This window comes from Actinopolymorpha alba DSM 45243, from assembly GCF_000373925.1.
Classification (GTDB): domain Bacteria; phylum Actinomycetota; class Actinomycetes; order Propionibacteriales; family Actinopolymorphaceae; genus Actinopolymorpha; species Actinopolymorpha alba.
The window spans coordinates 45,818-60,552 of the sequence record NZ_KB892755.1; the positions used below are offsets into that span (position 1 = coordinate 45,818).

The 14,735-nt window shown below is 67.1% G+C and carries 14 protein-coding genes; 5 read left to right on the forward strand and 9 right to left on the reverse strand.

Annotated elements, in window-relative coordinates; genetic code table 11:
* Positions 1-18: 18 nt before the first annotated feature.
* Entirely contained in the window at positions 19-759 is a 741-nt protein-coding gene (locus tag B141_RS0117040; protein WP_020576385.1) for an SDR family NAD(P)-dependent oxidoreductase, read from the reverse strand.
* Between the two features lie 95 nt (positions 760-854).
* Here B141_RS0117040 and B141_RS41145 point away from each other — a divergent pair, with 95 nt between their 5' ends.
* Positions 855-1,511 (forward strand): TetR/AcrR family transcriptional regulator, encoded by a 657-nt coding sequence (locus B141_RS41145; protein ID WP_020576386.1) that lies wholly within the window; start codon positions 855-857, stop codon positions 1,509-1,511.
* Positions 1,512-1,570: 59 nt separating this feature from the next.
* Here the strand turns inward: B141_RS41145 and B141_RS0117050 are convergent, their stop codons facing one another.
* Positions 1,571-2,281, reverse strand: coding sequence for a GNAT family N-acetyltransferase (locus B141_RS0117050; protein WP_157181068.1), 711 nt, complete (start codon positions 2,279-2,281; stop codon positions 1,571-1,573).
* Positions 2,282-2,337: 56 nt separating this feature from the next.
* On the opposite strand from B141_RS0117050, the gene B141_RS52835 reads away from it, so the two are divergent.
* Positions 2,338-2,763 (forward strand): GNAT family N-acetyltransferase, encoded by a 426-nt coding sequence (locus B141_RS52835; protein WP_157181069.1) that lies wholly within the window; start codon positions 2,338-2,340, stop codon positions 2,761-2,763.
* On the opposite strand, the gene B141_RS0117060 is transcribed toward B141_RS52835, so the two are convergent.
* Together B141_RS0117060 and B141_RS0117065 are read right to left on the reverse strand one after the other, a co-directional pair.
* Positions 2,749-4,161: an MFS transporter gene (locus tag B141_RS0117060; protein WP_272944081.1), complete on the reverse strand. Its 1,413-nt coding sequence runs from the start codon at positions 4,159-4,161 to the stop codon at positions 2,749-2,751. The genes B141_RS52835 and B141_RS0117060 overlap by 15 nt on opposite strands.
* A gap of 132 nt (positions 4,162-4,293) precedes the next feature.
* The gene (locus tag B141_RS0117065; protein ID WP_020576390.1) at positions 4,294-5,184 is read right to left on the reverse strand and encodes a LysR family transcriptional regulator ArgP; all 891 of its coding nucleotides are present in this window, start codon (positions 5,182-5,184) and stop codon (positions 4,294-4,296) included.
* A gap of 96 nt (positions 5,185-5,280) precedes the next feature.
* Between B141_RS0117065 and B141_RS0117070 the strand changes: the two genes are divergently transcribed.
* Positions 5,281-5,877: a LysE/ArgO family amino acid transporter gene (locus tag B141_RS0117070; RefSeq protein ID WP_020576391.1), complete on the forward strand. Its 597-nt coding sequence runs from the start codon at positions 5,281-5,283 to the stop codon at positions 5,875-5,877.
* A gap of 26 nt (positions 5,878-5,903) precedes the next feature.
* On the opposite strand, the gene B141_RS0117075 is transcribed toward B141_RS0117070, so the two are convergent.
* Positions 5,904-7,022 (reverse strand): FAD-dependent monooxygenase, encoded by a 1,119-nt coding sequence (locus B141_RS0117075; RefSeq protein WP_020576392.1) that lies wholly within the window; start codon positions 7,020-7,022, stop codon positions 5,904-5,906.
* 176 nt (positions 7,023-7,198) lie between these two features.
* On the opposite strand from B141_RS0117075, the gene B141_RS0117080 reads away from it, so the two are divergent.
* Entirely contained in the window at positions 7,199-8,167 is a 969-nt protein-coding gene (locus B141_RS0117080; protein ID WP_020576393.1) for a TetR/AcrR family transcriptional regulator C-terminal domain-containing protein, read from the forward strand.
* Positions 8,160-9,737 carry an LLM class flavin-dependent oxidoreductase gene (locus B141_RS0117085; protein ID WP_020576394.1) on the forward strand — a complete coding sequence of 526 codons (1,578 nt, stop codon included), beginning with the start codon at positions 8,160-8,162 and terminating at the stop codon, positions 9,735-9,737. The genes B141_RS0117080 and B141_RS0117085 overlap by 8 nt, the downstream gene beginning before the upstream one ends.
* A 38-nt stretch (positions 9,738-9,775) precedes the next feature.
* On the opposite strand, the gene B141_RS0117090 is transcribed toward B141_RS0117085, so the two are convergent.
* From B141_RS0117090 to B141_RS0117105, 4 genes are read right to left on the reverse strand one after another with little or no spacing between them, the layout of a single operon-like run.
* Positions 9,776-11,695 carry an FAD/NAD(P)-binding protein gene (locus tag B141_RS0117090; RefSeq protein ID WP_020576395.1) on the reverse strand — a complete coding sequence of 640 codons (1,920 nt, stop codon included), beginning with the start codon at positions 11,693-11,695 and terminating at the stop codon, positions 9,776-9,778.
* Positions 11,692-12,495 (reverse strand): ABC transporter ATP-binding protein, encoded by an 804-nt coding sequence (locus tag B141_RS0117095; RefSeq protein ID WP_020576396.1) that lies wholly within the window; start codon positions 12,493-12,495, stop codon positions 11,692-11,694. Before B141_RS0117095 ends, B141_RS0117090 begins: the two co-directional genes overlap by 4 nt.
* Positions 12,492-13,613, reverse strand: coding sequence for a FecCD family ABC transporter permease (locus B141_RS0117100; RefSeq protein WP_020576397.1), 1,122 nt, complete (start codon positions 13,611-13,613; stop codon positions 12,492-12,494). Before B141_RS0117100 ends, B141_RS0117095 begins: the two co-directional genes overlap by 4 nt.
* Positions 13,610-14,707, reverse strand: coding sequence for an ABC transporter substrate-binding protein (locus B141_RS0117105; RefSeq protein ID WP_020576398.1), 1,098 nt, complete (start codon positions 14,705-14,707; stop codon positions 13,610-13,612). Before B141_RS0117105 ends, B141_RS0117100 begins: the two co-directional genes overlap by 4 nt.
* Between the last annotated feature and the right edge of the window lie 28 nt (positions 14,708-14,735).

Here is a 14,735-nt window from a genome sequence, read left to right on the forward strand (position 1 = left end):
GCAGAACCGCGGGTGCCGTCAGGCGTTGGCGCCGCCGTCCACGGTGATTGACGTACCCGTGATGTTGCGGCCGGCTTCACTGGCCAGGTAGGCGACCATTCCCGCGACGTCGGCGGTGGTCCCGTAGCGTCCGAGAGCGGTGCGGGCGCGTTCTGCGTCGGCGATCTCCCCGTCGGCGGGGTTCATGTCGGTGTCGGTGGATCCGGGATGTACGACATTGGCTGTGATACCGCGCGGACCGAGATCGCGGGCGAGGCCCTTGGTGAAACCAACCAGCGCGGACTTGCTCAATGCGTACAGGCTGAGACCTGGCCCGGGCACGCGTTCGGCAAGGTTGCTTCCGATGCTGATGATCCGGCCACTCTCGGGCAGATGCTTGACGGCCGCCTGTACAGCTACGAACACCGCGCGGACGTGAACCGCGAGCGTCTCCTCGAACTGCTCAAGGGTCAGCTCGTCAATCGGTCCGTACGTGAAGATCCCGGCATTGTTGATCAGGATGTCGAGCTGGCCGAGCTCGGCGACGGTCTGCTCCACCGCCTCGGTCACGGCCGCGGGGTCGGTGGCCGGAGCCGCCAACGCCAGGCCCCTTCGCCCTGTGTCCTTGATCTTCGCCACCACGCCGTCCGCCCGGTGCGCCGCGGTGTTGTAGGTGATCGCGACGTCGGCGCCGTCCGCGGCGAGGCGCTCGGCGATCCCCGCGCCGATGCCGCGACTGCCGCCGGTGACCAACGCGACCTTGCCTTGCAGAGCCAGCATGTCCCCACCCGTTCTTTCTGTAGTGATCGATACATAAATTGGTATCATCGCTACAGTCGGGCTGTCAACGCGACGCTGGTAGGGAGGGATCGCTGATGTCGCCACGTGGGCGCCCCCGAAGCTTCGATCGGGAGACGGTCCTCCGGGTCGCCATGGAGCTGTTCTGGGAGCACGGGTACGAAGCCACGTCCGTAAGCGATCTCACGGCGGCGATGCGCATCAGCGCACCAAGCCTGTACGCCGCGTTCGGATCCAAGGAGGAGCTGTTCCGGGAAGCCGTGGGGCTCTACAACCGGGCCGCCGACGTCTCGGACCAGGGCGCCCTCGAGGAGCATGCGACGGCCCGGGAAGCGATCGAGGCCTGGCTGCGGGGCCACGCCGATTTCTACGTCGATCCGAGCACGCCGCGCGGTTGCATGGTCGTCCTCGCGGCGACCACCTGCGCCGAGGAGAATGCTCGCATCCGCGACTTCCTCAGCGCCTGCCGCGCCGATGGCTATCGGGCCGTGCACGTGAGGCTGCAACGCGCGGTTGACGAGGGTGACCTGCCGGCCCGCACCGATGTTGCCGCGATGGCGTCGTTCTATCTGACCGTCCTACAAGGCCTGTCGATCCAGGCGAGTGACGGTCAGTCGCGAGCGGCCATCCACAAGATCATCGACTGCGCCCTGCTGGCGTGGGATGGGATGACCGAGGTGCCCCGGCGCCGACCCGGCAGCGTCAAACCTGGCCGCCAGATCGAGGCGTCGTGAGGCGGGCGAGGGTCTGACCCGCCGCGCCGGACGCTGGCGACGCTGACCTCGGACGTGGTTCAGGCGCGTGCTGCGGAGTTGATGCGGGCCCGCATCACGCAGTGCCGGGGGCTCCTCTCGACGAGCTCGAACCCGTGTGCGGTGAACAGCTTTGCTGGCCCTCGCCAGTTGTCCTCGTCGACATTCTCCTGATCGTTGAACGGATATGCCTCCACCCATTTCGCTCCCCTGGTCGGAGCGTCAGCGAGGACCCGTTGAAATAGGAGATGCACCAGCCCGTGACCGCGGTACGGTGGTGCGATCCCGAAGCAGGAGAAGGAAATGACGTCCCAGTCGGGCGGCGCGGCACCATCGCCGATTCGGTACATCGAACATTCGGACCGTTTCGAGGCGTTGACCCAGCCTGCCGGTTTGTCATCGACATACGCGAGATAGCCAAAGGCGCGGCCACTCTGGAGTAGGCCGATCATGAGTTCGCGGTTCTGCCGCCAGGATCGGTGTTCGAGTCCACCTTCCTGTTCGCGTGGCAGGATGTGTGGTCCGGTGCAGTAGCACACCGCGTCGACCGGGTTGCCGGCGAAGGCGTCGTGGTCAAAGAAACTCAGCCAGTCAGGGATTCGTGACGGGGTGACGTGGTGGATCGTGACGGGCCCGACTGCTTCGAGGCGTTCAGTCGAACCCGTGAGGCGCTGCGTCGCTTCGGCGGTGTTCCGGATGGCCATATCGGGGAACGGCGCGGGGAGGTTGCCGCGCCACCTGACTGACCGCAACAGACTACGCTTGCGACCGCGGATATGGCGGATTGAACTCAAAGGGAGGCAGGGTCGTGATTGATGTCGTTCCGTTGGATTACAGTGAACCTACTGACCTGGAGGGTGCCGACGAACTGCTCCACATTCTTTATCCAGGGTCCAGCCGGCGGTTCCAGCCAGACCTGAGATCGGACGGTGTAGAGGTATTCCTCGCGAAGAAGGCTGACCATCAGGCAGTCGGCCTCGTCGTAGCAACCTTCGTCCATGACGGGTGGGAACCCTACGGGCTCATTGACCAGCTTGTCGTTCATCCTGAATACAGATTGAGAGGGATTGGGCGCCACCTTGTCATCCACGCATGTAGGTCCCTGGTGGAACGCGAGGCAGTTGTCGTGTTCGTGACCACCAATACGGCAGAGGCCGAGCGGTTCTATAGAAAAGTTGGGTTCGATTCAACGGGTCCATGGCTGGCACGGGCAACGCATTCAGGCCGTAGGTGACAGTGCACGATCGGTGTCGCGACTGATCTGACGGACGCCCTTGAGTTCAAGGAGAAGCACCAGAACGAAGCCGGTGCCGGCGATCGCCCAGACTGGTCGTAGCCCGATCCAGTGTCCGAGGAAACCGCCGAGGGTCAGGCTGAGTGGGACGGTGGCGGCGCCGACAATGCGGAAGACCGCGGAGACTCGACCGAGCAGGTTGGCCGGAACGATGGTCTGCTGCAGAGACCTCGTGGTGGAGTTGCAGGCGATGAGTGGAATTCCCTGGATGAACGCCAGCACACCAACGGCCACGCCAGAGGTCAGGAAGGCGGGCGGGATGAGCAGGAGTCCGTAGGTGGCGTACGTGACGATCAGCAGACGACTCACGCCGAGACGCCGGAACAGCCGGCCGGAGAGCAGCCCGCCGACGACGGCGCCGAGGGTCGTGGCGGCCAGAAAGATTCCGAAGCCCCGGTCCGTGAGGTGTAGCTCCTCCTTCGCGTAGAGGACCAGCGTGGCCTCGGGCAGCCAGCCAAAGATGCTCGAGGAGGCGACGAGCACCAGCAGTGTTCGCGTACTTCTGTTGTCTTTGATGAACGCCGCACCAGCGGTGATGTCAGCCAGATACGTTCTGGCCCGCTGTCCGCGGGTCTCTACGGACGTCGGCGCTGACGGCTCTTTCGGCTGCTTGTGCCACGCGAAGGAGCCGATGAGTACTGCTGAGATGAGGTACGAGACGCCGTTCGCCAGGAAGGGCAGGACGGGTTCGGCGGTGTACGCCGCGCCGCCGACGGCTGGGCCGACGATTCCGGAGCCTACTGATGAGGACGTCGAAAGGTAGCCGTTCGCCTCAACGAGTTTCCCTTTGTCCACGCTGCTTGGAAGAAGCGCGAACGAGCTGGTACCAAAGACAAGCTCGGCCACGCCAAGAGCGGCTGAGACGGCAAAGAGGTGCCAGAGTTCGAGTTGGCCGAGCAGGAGCAGGCTCACCAAGCCGCCGAGCAGTGCGGCACAGGCCAGATCGCTGCCCACCATCAGCCGGCCTCGATGGGACCGATCGACCCACGCTCCGACAGGTAGTGCGAGCAGGAGCGAAGGAACGCTCGACGCCGCCGCAAGCGCTGCGATGATGCGAGGGTCCCTTGTCAAGCTGCTCGCCAGGAGCGGGATCGCCACCAAGTGAAGACCGGTGCCGAGACTGGAGGCGGAACTCGCTGCGAGGAACCGAGCAAATCGTGATCCGAGTTCGGTGACAGACAACCGACTACTCCCTACAGGAAGACGTGGACAGGTCTCACTGAGGTTGTCGGTCGAGTCGCTTCCCGCTCGGCTTGAAGATCGAAGTCGCTGACGTCGCCAGCACGAGGATCGTGGAGGGGCTGGAGGCGCTGGCAATGGCCGGATGCTGGCCGCCACGGCGTGGCAGCCGTCACCGGAGGGGGCGAGAGTTAGCTCGACCGACCCATCGTGCAGCGCATGACGACAACGTTTATCACATGTGGGGGAAGGCTCGCACCTGTGTTGGTGAGGGGCTGGATCATTCGCGGATCAGCGAAGTGCGGCGCGGGCGGCACGTTTCACGGATGCAGTGAGCGCCGCGAGGATGGCCGAATCAACTCGCCAATGTTGCCAGTACAACGGCACGTCCAGGTGGCGATCAGGGGCGATATCGAGGCAACGCCCGGATTCGAACTCCGGCCGTGCGATGTCCTCGGGAACCATCCCCCAGCCCAGCCCGAGTCGCACGGCATCGAGGAATCCCCAAACGGACGGTACGTAATGAACCGGCGGGTCGAACCGGCGCCGAGTGATCTTACGGAGGAAGCGAAACTGCAACTGATCCTTGCGGTTGAAGACCACGACGGGAGCGGCCGGTAGTGCCGTACCAAGATCGTCCGAGAGATATCGCTCGACGAACGCCGGCGAGGCTATCGCCTGATAGCGCATCGCACCGAGGCGTTCGACCTGGCAGCCTTGCACTGGCGCGTTCTGTGCCGTCACTGCCGCCATCACCGAGCCGTCCCGCAGCAGATCCGCCGTGTGGTCCTGATCGTCCTCACGCAGGTCGAAGAGGTATGCGCGCTCCTCCGACAGCTCCGCCAGCGCCGGAAGGAACCACGTGCCCAGCGAGTCGGCGTTCACCACCACCGTCACCCGCGTGCGGGGTTGGCCGTCGGCGAGCGGACTGCGGGCCGCGTCCATGGCCTCGCGTTCGAGAACGGCGATCTGCCCGGCCAGCCGGAGGAGCGCCTGTCCGGCTTCGGTCGCCTTGCACGGTTTCGTACGGCGGACCAACACCTGGCCAACGGCGTGCTCCAAGGCCTTGATTCGTTGGCTGACAGCCGAAGGCGTCACGTGAAGCGCACGCGCTGCTGCGTCGAACCCGCCCTCGTGAATCACCGCGGCGAAGGTGGCCAGCTGCACCGAGTCCAGTCCCATGATGAAGCAATACTAATCGTCCATGAAAATCTTTAGCTGGACTGTCGAGCCGGGGGAGCCCTAGCGTCAGCGCGTGACCGAAATCCTCGACCTGTCGTGATCAGCTCCGCCCTTGCTGGGTTCGCCACCTCCATCGCTCTCATCGCCGTGATCGGTTCCCAGAATGCCTTCGTACTTCGCCAGGGGCTGCGGCGTGAGTACGTGGTGCCAGTGGTCGTGACCTGCGCCGCATCGGACGCGTTGCTGATCTCCGCCGGCATCGCCGGGCTTGGTGAACTTCTGACCCGGCACCCTGCCGTCGTGGTGGTGATCCGCTGGGGCGGTGCGGCGTTCCTGCTGTGCTATGCCGTACTCGCGGCGCGGCGGGCGCTGCGGCCGAGCGCGCTGACGCCGACCGTCCAGGGGTCCGCCGCCTTTCGCGCGACGATCCTGGCGTGTCTCGCGTTCACCTATCTCAATCCCCACGTTTATCTGGACACTGTCCTGCTGGTCGGCGGGGTGGCGAACCAGCACGCATACCCGTGGTTGTTCGGTGCGGGCTCTGTGCTGGCCAGCGTCGTGTGGTTCACCGCGCTGGGTGCCGGCGCCCACCGGCTCGCGCCATTACTCGCCCGCCCAATGGCGTGGCGAATCCTCGATGCCGTCGTTGCCGCGATGACGGCGACCATCGCGGCAACGCTCATCCTTCAATGACCGCAAGCAATGCCCACGCATTTAAGTCAATTGGAAGGAGTGTCCAGTGTGATCGCGTTCTTTGCGTTCGTCATCGATTCTTCCGATGGTGGCCCGCCGGCATTGGCGGTGACGAGCGCCTGGTTGACCTCGACGAACGGTCGCATCCGCGCCACGTAACAACCGAATGCGGTGCGATGGTCGCCGCCTGCCTTGCGGAGTGCGTCGGCGAGGACGTACGCGCCTACCAGCGCCAGGCTGGTGCCCTGTCCAGACAACGTTGACGCGCAGTATCCGGCGTCGCCGATCAGCGCCATCCGGCCAGTTGTCCAGGCGTCCATGCGGATCTGAGCCATCGTGTCGAAATAGAAGTCTGGTGCCTCGGCCATGGCCTTCAGGAGCCGGGGGATCTCCCAGCGGAGGTTCGCGAGTTTGTCGGCGACAATCTGCCGCTGCCACGCGGTGTCCCGATAGTCGTACTCCAACGGCTCGGACTCGAAGCCGAGCGTGACCCGGAGTTGGGTATTGTCGCGCACCGGATAGACGACGCCACCGGTGGTCCCGTCCCGGAACCACACCTGCCAGTTGTCGAGATCCAGGATGTTATCCAGGCCGAAAACCGCGAGGTACGTGCCCAGGTGGTGAAGGTAGTGCTCCTCGGGGCCGAAGGCGAGCCTGCGTACCTGCGAGTGAAGGCCATCCGCTCCGACGACAAGGTCGAACCTACGCGGATGACCGTGGGTGAACTCAACGTGGACGCCGTTTTCGTCCTCGGTGAGGGTGCTGATCGAGTCGCCGAAGATGTACTCGACATCTGAGCGGGTCCGCTCGTACAGCAACTGAGTCAGGTCCTCGCGCAGCAGCTCGACGTCATCGCTGTCGAGCCGGCCACTGCTGAACGCAGTCTCCGTCGACCGCATGAGTTCGTTGCCGTCACCGTCGACTACCGACATGCCCCGCATACGGGTCCGGGCCTGCCGCACCTTCGGCAGGATCCCCAGCCAATCGACGACCTTGAGTGCGACGCCACGGACGTCAATCGCCTGCCCGCCGACCCGGAGCGCGGCGGCCTGCTCGACCACCGTCGGGGTGAGGCCGTGGCGATGGAGCCAGTACCCGAGCGTGGAACCCGCGACACCCGCACCAGAGATGAGCACCGTTGTCATGAAGAACTCCTTCGTACGCCGTACACGCTGCGCGTACACCGTACACGCAGTTCTGAGGCGCGGCAACGTACTGCTCGCTGATTCAGTCAGCGCCTTGGTAGCGCGGGACGCTGAGGGCTTTCGGCTACCATTAGCTGCGACTGGCTGTACTAGTACAGATTGGGGAAGGTGTGCCGATGGCGACCGCTGATCCGCCGTATCTGCGAATCGTCGCGGAGATCCGGCGGCGTATCGCGGCCGGCGAGCTCGCGCCCGGCGACCGGGTGCCGTCGACCCGGCAGATCGCCAGGGAGTGGGGCGTCGCGCTCGCGACCGCAACGAAGGCGCTGACGGCGCTCAATGCGGAAGGGTTGGTACACGCCAAGCCGCGCGCCGGCACCGTGGTGGCGGCGCGCGAGTCGCCGGCGACCGCGCCCTCGCGGCCGAGGTCGGGGTGGTCCGACCATGAGCTGACCCGTGAACGGATCGTGCGTGCGGCGGTCGAGATCGCCGACTCCGAAGGGATGGCCGCGCTGTCGATGCGGGGCATCGCGGCCCGTCTCGGGGTCGCGGCCATGTCGCCGTACCGCTACGTGACCAGCAAGGAGGAGCTCATCCTGCTGATGGCCGACGCGGCGTACGGCGAAGAGGGCTACCCCGAGCAGCCGGTTGGTGGTTGGCGAGAGCAGGTGGAGCTTTCGGCGCGCACCTTGTGGGCGTTGCATCGGCGGCATCCCTGGCTTGCGCAACTCAGCCCACTCACGCGGCCGCTGCCATTGCCCAATCTGCTGGTCCACGGCGAGTGGCTTCTCCGGGCGGTCGATGGCCACGGGCTGGATCCAGGCGCGATGCTCGATGTGGAGGTCCTGATCTACAGCTACGTTCAGGGCATCGCCGTTAATCTCGAACGCGAGGCTCAGGCGCAGGCCGCCACCGGTGTCTCGGGCGAGCAGTGGGTGGACAACCAACAGCCGGCCCTTACTGCGATGGCGGCCTCCGGTCGTTATCCGACGTTCGCCAAAGTCCTCCAGAGCTTCGCGACGGACGGATACGACCTCGATCTCGATGAGCTTTTCGAGCTGGGTCTCCAGTTCCTCCTTGACGGCCTCGCCGTCCGCCTCGAAGGCGACCGCTCGGCACACGCCGCGAAGGGGTTCCATGCCTGACTACGGGCACGATCTGATCTTCGGCACGTTCCTGACTCCCTCAGCGGACGAGCCGCGGCGCGTCATCGAATTGGCCCAGCTCACCGAGCAGGTCGGGCTCGAGCTGGTGAGCGTCCAGGACCATCCGTACCACCCCAGGTTCCTGGACGCCTGGACGCTGCTCTCAGTCCTCGCGGCCAGCACCTCGCGCGTCCGGATGGTCCCCAACGTGCTGAATCTTCCGCTGCGCCCGCCGGCGGTCCTGGCGCGCAGTGCCGCGAGCCTCGACCTCATCAGCGGTGGGCGGGTCGAACTCGGGCTGGGTGCTGGTGCGTTCTGGGACGCCATCGCAGGTCAGGACGGTCCCCGGCGGACGCCGTCCGAAGCGGTCGCCGCCCTGGCGGAGGCCATCCAGGTCATCCGGGCGCTGTGGGCGCCCGGCGGACGGGTGCGGTTTGACGGCCGCTACTACCACCTGCACGATGCCGCGCCGGGTCCGGTTCCCGCCCACGACATCGGCATCTCGATTGGCGCCATCAAGCCTCGCATGCTCCGCCTGACCGGACAGCTTGCCGACGGGTGGCTGCCGAGTTCGCCGTACGTCGCTCCAGAACGCCTGGCCGCGGCGAATCGCCTCATCGACGAGGCGGCCACCGAGGCGGGAAGGTCACCGTCAGCGGTACGCCGGCTCTACAACATCGTCGGGCGGTTCTCCGCAGCTGGGAACGGATTTCTCGACGGACCCCCCAAACTGTGGGCGGAGCAGCTCGCCGAACTCACCCTCACCGAAGGCATCAGCGGCTACATCGTGATGGTCGACTCGGCCGACATTATCGAACGCTTCGCCGGCGAGGTCGTGCCTGCCGTACGAGAGTTCGTGGCCACCGAACGCGCGGGCGGCACGGAAGGTTCGGTACGTACGACAAGCGACGGCGAGGCTCGGCCCTCAACGCAGGCGTCACCGGTGCGGGCGACGGCTCGGATCGCGACTGGCCCGCTGGCCGTGACGCCCACGTCTGACGACGGCGTTCGCCGAAGCGACGTGCGGGTCTGGGACGAAACGACTCGGCCCACCGGGCCGGCACCCGATTCCGCCCGGCGGTACACGCCGCACGAACAGGCCGCCGGCCGCCACCTCGTCGACGTACACGATCATCTGCGCACCGAGCTCACACAGGTACGCGACCTCGTCGCGCAGGTCCTCGCTGGGTCCACGGATCCCGGCGTCGCGCGCTCGCACCTCAACACCATGACGATGCGCCAGAACAACTGGACGCTCGGCGCATACTGCGAGTCGTACTGCCGGATCGTGACCACCCACCACACGTTGGAGGACCAGAGCGTCTTCCCGTACCTGCGCCGGGCCGACGCTCGGCTCGCTCCAGTGCTTGACCGGCTCGAGGAGGAGCACCACGCCATCCACGGTGTGATCGAACGCCTGGACCGGGCGCTGGTGGGGTTCGTGACCGGACCCGACGGCGCGGCCGAGTTGCGCACCGCCGTCGACCTGCTCACCGACACGCTGTCGTCCCACCTGTCGTACGAAGAACGCGAGCTGGTCGAACCCCTTGCCAGACTGGGTTTCGGCTGACCGTAACGCGACTCGACGACGTACCGACCTTTTGCTGATCAGGTCCGGGGTTCGGGCTGGCCGGCGTACACCTGCGCCGCCGCGACGTCGGCTCCCGCGATCAGCGGCGAGGGAACGCCCGGCGTGGCCCCGATCGCCGAGCCGGGCTGCACCCCCTCAGCCGGGATGCCGAGGACGATCACCCGATCGTCCGCACGACCTTCGGCGTCGAGCAGGTGGAACCCCTCACGCGTGACGTCGAGGCTGGCGTCCGGCGTCCGCGTACCGTCGTGGTTCGGTAGCGAGTGCAGGCGGGCCCGGCCGGTGTCGAGGAGCCGTCGCAGCAGCGGATCGCAGGTCGTGGTCACCTTGCCCTTGGACATGCGGGTTTCGATGAACGCCCTTGCCCGCACCGGCTCCCGGGCCACCCTGGCCGCGCGGCCGACGAAGGTGCCGTCCTCGAGGCTGATGCTCGAACCCTCACCGAGTAGCTCGAGTACGCCGGCCTCAATCAACGCGTGCACCTGCGAGCTGCGACCGGGCGGGGGACCGGAGGCCAGGGCCAGGCCCAGCGCGTCGAACCACCCGTTGAGGTCACCGACGACCGACCGCCCGTCGATCGCGCCCGCTCGCACCAGCCGGCGGGCAGGCCCGCGGACGGCGGCCATCGCGCGGTTGACCGCGTTGCGTGGATGGGTGAGCGGGTCGGTGATCGCCGCGCGCTCTTCCGCGACGTACGCCGCGACCCACTCCTTCCAGCCCTCGTCGGTGAAGACCTCCTCGGGCGTGGGCCGGTCGAGCCGGTCGACGCGGAACTCCCATCGGGGATCGACGATCGCGGCGGCCACTACGGCGTTGATGTCGGCGTCGTACTTCGCGTCGACGAGCGCCTGGAGGAGGGCCGCCTCGCGTGCGTCTGCGCCGAGCGCGCCCGGATGGTGCGCCAGCAGCGTGGACAGGTGGGCCCAGGCGAACTCCCGGGCGAGCTGGGGCCAGACGGTGGTACGGAAGTCCTGCAGGGGCGCCTTCGCCGCCTCAGCGAACCACGCCGGCGTGGCCAGCCGGGGTTGGTACATCGGCGGGAATCCGTCGGGATAGGCGGCCTTACTGCGGTACGGCAGGCCGCGGCGGGACCCGGCGACCAGGTGCGGCTCCCGCCCGCTGGCGACGTAACGCAGGCGGGGCAGCGGTCCGTGACCGTCGACCGGCTCGAAACGCCCGCCGCGCCCTTGCGTCAACAACGCCACGATGTCGAAGAAGTTGGCGCCAAGGCCCGCGACCAGCACGGTCTCGTCCGTGGGTACGGCGTCCCAGTCACGTTCGGCCGGCATGCCCGGCTCGACGTAGATCAGGCCGTACGCCTCCGCCGCGTCAACGTAGCCTTGCGTCGCCGGCGATCGCAGCGCCTGCACCATGCCCTGCGCGAGGATCACCGTCCGCGCGCTGATCGAGCGGCCATCGTTGAGCTGGACCACCCGTTGGCCACTCTCGCCTGCAATGTCGACCGCGGTGCCGACGTACTCGCTCACCACCACCCGCCCCGACGCGATGAACCCGTCCAACTGCTCGCGGTAGTAGACGCCCTGCAGTCGCCGGGTGGGGTACGACCAGGGCAGCAACGCCGCGGCCTCCTCGGCGACCCAGTCCGGCCGTCCCGGCAGAACCTCCGGGTCGGCGGCCCACGCCACCAGGTCCGGCCCGGTCGTGAGCGGACCTGACATCACCGTCGACTCGTCCGGGTGGATCGTCGTGTGGCCGCTGTAGGTGTTGTTGAGCAGCAGCGGCGACTGGTCGGTACGCCAGGTCCCGCCGGCACCCACCTCGATGGCGTCGATGATCGCGACCTGGACCGGCGGCAGGCCAGGCTCGTGGCGCGCCACCAGGCGTTCTACCACGGAGACCGCTCGTGGTCCGCCACCGACGATCGCGACGTCGACCGGCCCGCTGTGTTGGATGATTCGCTCGCTGCGCTTGCTCATGCGTTCGACGGTGCCGCCGGCACCGACCCGATCGTCGCGTCCAGGCGGGGCCGTACCTCCACCGCGCCGTCGCGGTGCTCGACATCGACCTCGAGGCCATAGACCTGGCCCAGGACCTCAGCGTCGTACGCCTCGTGCGGCGCCCCGTCGGCGACGATCCGGCCGCTGTGCAGCAGCACCGCCTGGTCACAGAAGCGCGCGGCGTGGTTGAGGTCGTGGATGGCGATCAGCGCGGCGACCCCCTGGTCGCGGGTCACCGCCCGGACCAGCCGCAGGGTCTCGATCTGGTAGCGCAGATCCAGCGCGGACGTCGGCTCGTCGAGCAGCAGCACCCGCGGCTCCTGGGCGAGGGCCCGCGCGATGAGTACCCGCTGCGCCTGCCCGCCGGACAACTCCGACAGCCGCCGGTGCCGTAGGTCGCTGAGGCTGAGGCGTTCGATCGCCGCATCCACCTGCTCCCAGTCGCGCCGACCTGGACGCAGGCCGATGTGCGGCGTACGCCCGAGAAGGACCGCCTCCCGCACGGTGAGTTCGAACGGCGCCTCGCTCGACTGCGGGACGTACGACACGACCTTCGCGTGCTGGCGGCGCGGGAGCCCGAGCAGGTCGCGGCCGTCGTACGACACCGAACCCGCCGCCGGTGACAGCACCCGGGCGATGATCTTTGTCAAGGTCGACTTGCCCGAGCCGTTCGGGCCGAGCAGGGCACAGAAGGAACCCGGCCGCACCGTGAGGTCGATACCGAACAGCACCTGGTGTTTGCGGTAACCGAACCGCACTCCCTCAACCACGAGGCTCATCTGGCCGCCCTCCGGGTCAGGATCAGGTTGATGAAGATCGGCGCGCCGACGAACGCGACCACGATGCCGACCGGCACCACGGAGGGGGCCAGAATGGTCCGTCCGATCGTGTCGGCCAGCAACAGCAACAGCCCGCCGGTGAGAGCGCCGAAGGGCAGTAGATAGCGGTGGTCGGCGCCGATCACCAGGCGTGCGATGTGCGGCCCGACCAGGCCGACGAAGCCGATGACCCCACAGAACGACACGGTGACGGACGCAAGGAGCACGGCGAGGACGATCAGCCCGACCCGGAGCACCGGCACGTTGATCCCGAGGCTCTTCGCCGCGTCATCGCCCGCGAACGCCACCGCGTTGAGGTCCTTCGCGAACCACAGCAGGACGGGGAAAAGTACGACGGTGACGAGCCCCACGATCTGGACTTCGTACCACGCCGCGTCGTTGACCGAGCCGAACGTCCACCGCACGATCGCCTGCAGGGTGTTCTCGTTGGCGACGTACTGCAGGGCCGACGTCATAGCCTCGAACAACTGGGTCAGCGCGACGCCGAGCAGCAGCAGCGTGCCGGTGGCCATCGCCTTGGCCGACGACAGGCCGAGGACCAGTGCGGAGACGAGCAACGCCGTGCCGAGCGCGCTGCCGATCACCAGCCACGAAGCGGATCCGGCGGCCCCACCGGTCAGCAGGATCGCCAGCGAGGCACCGAACGCCGCGGCCGGGGAGACGCCGAGCGTGAACGGGCTGACCAGCGGGTTACGCAGCAGCCCCTGCATCACCACGCCGGCCAGCGACAGCGCGGCGCCGGCCGCGAACGCCAGCAACGCGCGCGGCAGCCGCAGGCTGGTGATGATGGAGTACATCTGCTGGAAGTCCCGCTCCAGCACGCCACCGAACACCAGCAGCCGGACCGAGTGCCAGACGTCGGCGACGCTGGCGCCGGCGGTGCCGACCGTGACGCACCAGGAGATGGTCAGGATCGACACCGCGGCACCGGCGACGAGCGCGATCCCGCGAAAGGTGCCATTGTCACGAAACCGCTGCCACGACAGGGTTCCGGCGTTCGTGGCGGCTCCGGCGTTCACGGCGTTCTCCGAACTCGCGACCGGATTGGCGTCCGTCATGGCGCCGTGGCCACCTTCTGGATATAGGCGTTCCCGCCCTTGAACTCCGTCCGCTGGAAGTCCTCGACCCAGCGCTTCAGGTAGCTTTCGGGATCGACGTCGGCGAACTTGTCGGGGTGCAGCCAGGTCGCGAGATACAACGCGCCGATCGCCTTCGACAGCCCACTTGTCGCCCAGCCGTTGGAGACGTACACCTGTCCGGTCTTCTCGGCGCGCGTGGACTTCCATCCGGGACGGCCCAGCAGGTCGTCCCGTACGCTGTCGAACTGCTTCTGGCCCGTGGGTGTGGCGCTGGGCCCGAACTCGTGGATGATGAGCGCCGGGTCGCGTTTCACCACCTCGGCTGGGTCGACGGTCGTCTCCGACTGCACGTCGCCACCGGTCTTCACGTCACCGAAGACGTTCCTGCCGCCAGCCGCGGTGATGATCTGGTCGAATCCGGATCCGGGCAGCACGGTGAGGTACGGCTGTTCGGTTTCCCAGTAGACCGGAACGCGGGTAGCGCCCTTGACCCGGGATTCGACGGTTTCGAAGATCTCGTCGTAGAAACCGCTGACGGCCTTGGCGCCTTCGGGTTGGTCGAAAACCTTGCCCAGCAGGTCGATCGTCTCGTGGAAGACGTCGAAGTCCCACGCCGTGGCGACAACGACCGGGATGTCGAAGGATTTGAGCTGGGCGGCCGCTTCCTCCCAGGCGCCGTTACGGGGAATGATGACCACGTCGGGATCGAGCTTGACGACCGCCTCGTAGTTGATCTCCGAGAGGTTCTCGCTGACGATCTCGTTGTCGGTGATGTCGAGGTACGGCAGCCGTTTGGACGACGTACGGTCAACACCGACGACGCGATCGCCGGCGCCGATCGCGCGGACGAATTCGTTGCCGTAGCTGTTGAGTACGACGGCCCGATCGACGGGGCCGTCCAGGGTGACCGTGCGGTCGACGTCGTCCACGACCTTGATGGTGCGGGTCGGGGTCGGGCTTCCGCCGCCTTCGCCCGAGGGGGACTCGACGGTGACCTGACCGCAGCTGGTGAGCAGCGCGAGGGTGGTCAGGGTTGCTGCCCCGGACACGAATCTGGGCGCAAGGGCCTTCACGATGGGGTACCTCCGGATGGTGCGGTGA

Excerpts from the sequence above, each read along its gene's own strand:
- B141_RS0117075 (WP_020576392.1), bottom strand. The coding sequence starts at position 7,022 with ATGACAACGGTGCTCATCTCTGGTGCGGGTGTCGCGGGTTCCACGCTC.
- B141_RS0117040 (WP_020576385.1), bottom strand. The coding sequence starts at position 759 with ATGCTGGCTCTGCAAGGCAAGGTCGCGTTGGTCACCGGCGGCAGTCGC.
- B141_RS0117095 (WP_020576396.1), bottom strand. The coding sequence starts at position 12,495 with ATGAGCCTCGTGGTTGAGGGAGTGCGGTTCGGTTACCGCAAACACCAG.
- B141_RS0117080 (WP_020576393.1), top strand. The coding sequence starts at position 7,199 with ATGGCGACCGCTGATCCGCCGTATCTGCGAATCGTCGCGGAGATCCGG.
- B141_RS0117085 (WP_020576394.1), top strand. The coding sequence starts at position 8,160 with ATGCCTGACTACGGGCACGATCTGATCTTCGGCACGTTCCTGACTCCC.
- B141_RS0117065 (WP_020576390.1), bottom strand. The coding sequence starts at position 5,184 with ATGGGACTGGACTCGGTGCAGCTGGCCACCTTCGCCGCGGTGATTCAC.
- B141_RS0117100 (WP_020576397.1), bottom strand. The coding sequence starts at position 13,613 with ATGACGGACGCCAATCCGGTCGCGAGTTCGGAGAACGCCGTGAACGCC.
- B141_RS41145 (WP_020576386.1), top strand. The coding sequence starts at position 855 with ATGTCGCCACGTGGGCGCCCCCGAAGCTTCGATCGGGAGACGGTCCTC.
- B141_RS0117090 (WP_020576395.1), bottom strand. The coding sequence starts at position 11,695 with ATGAGCAAGCGCAGCGAGCGAATCATCCAACACAGCGGGCCGGTCGAC.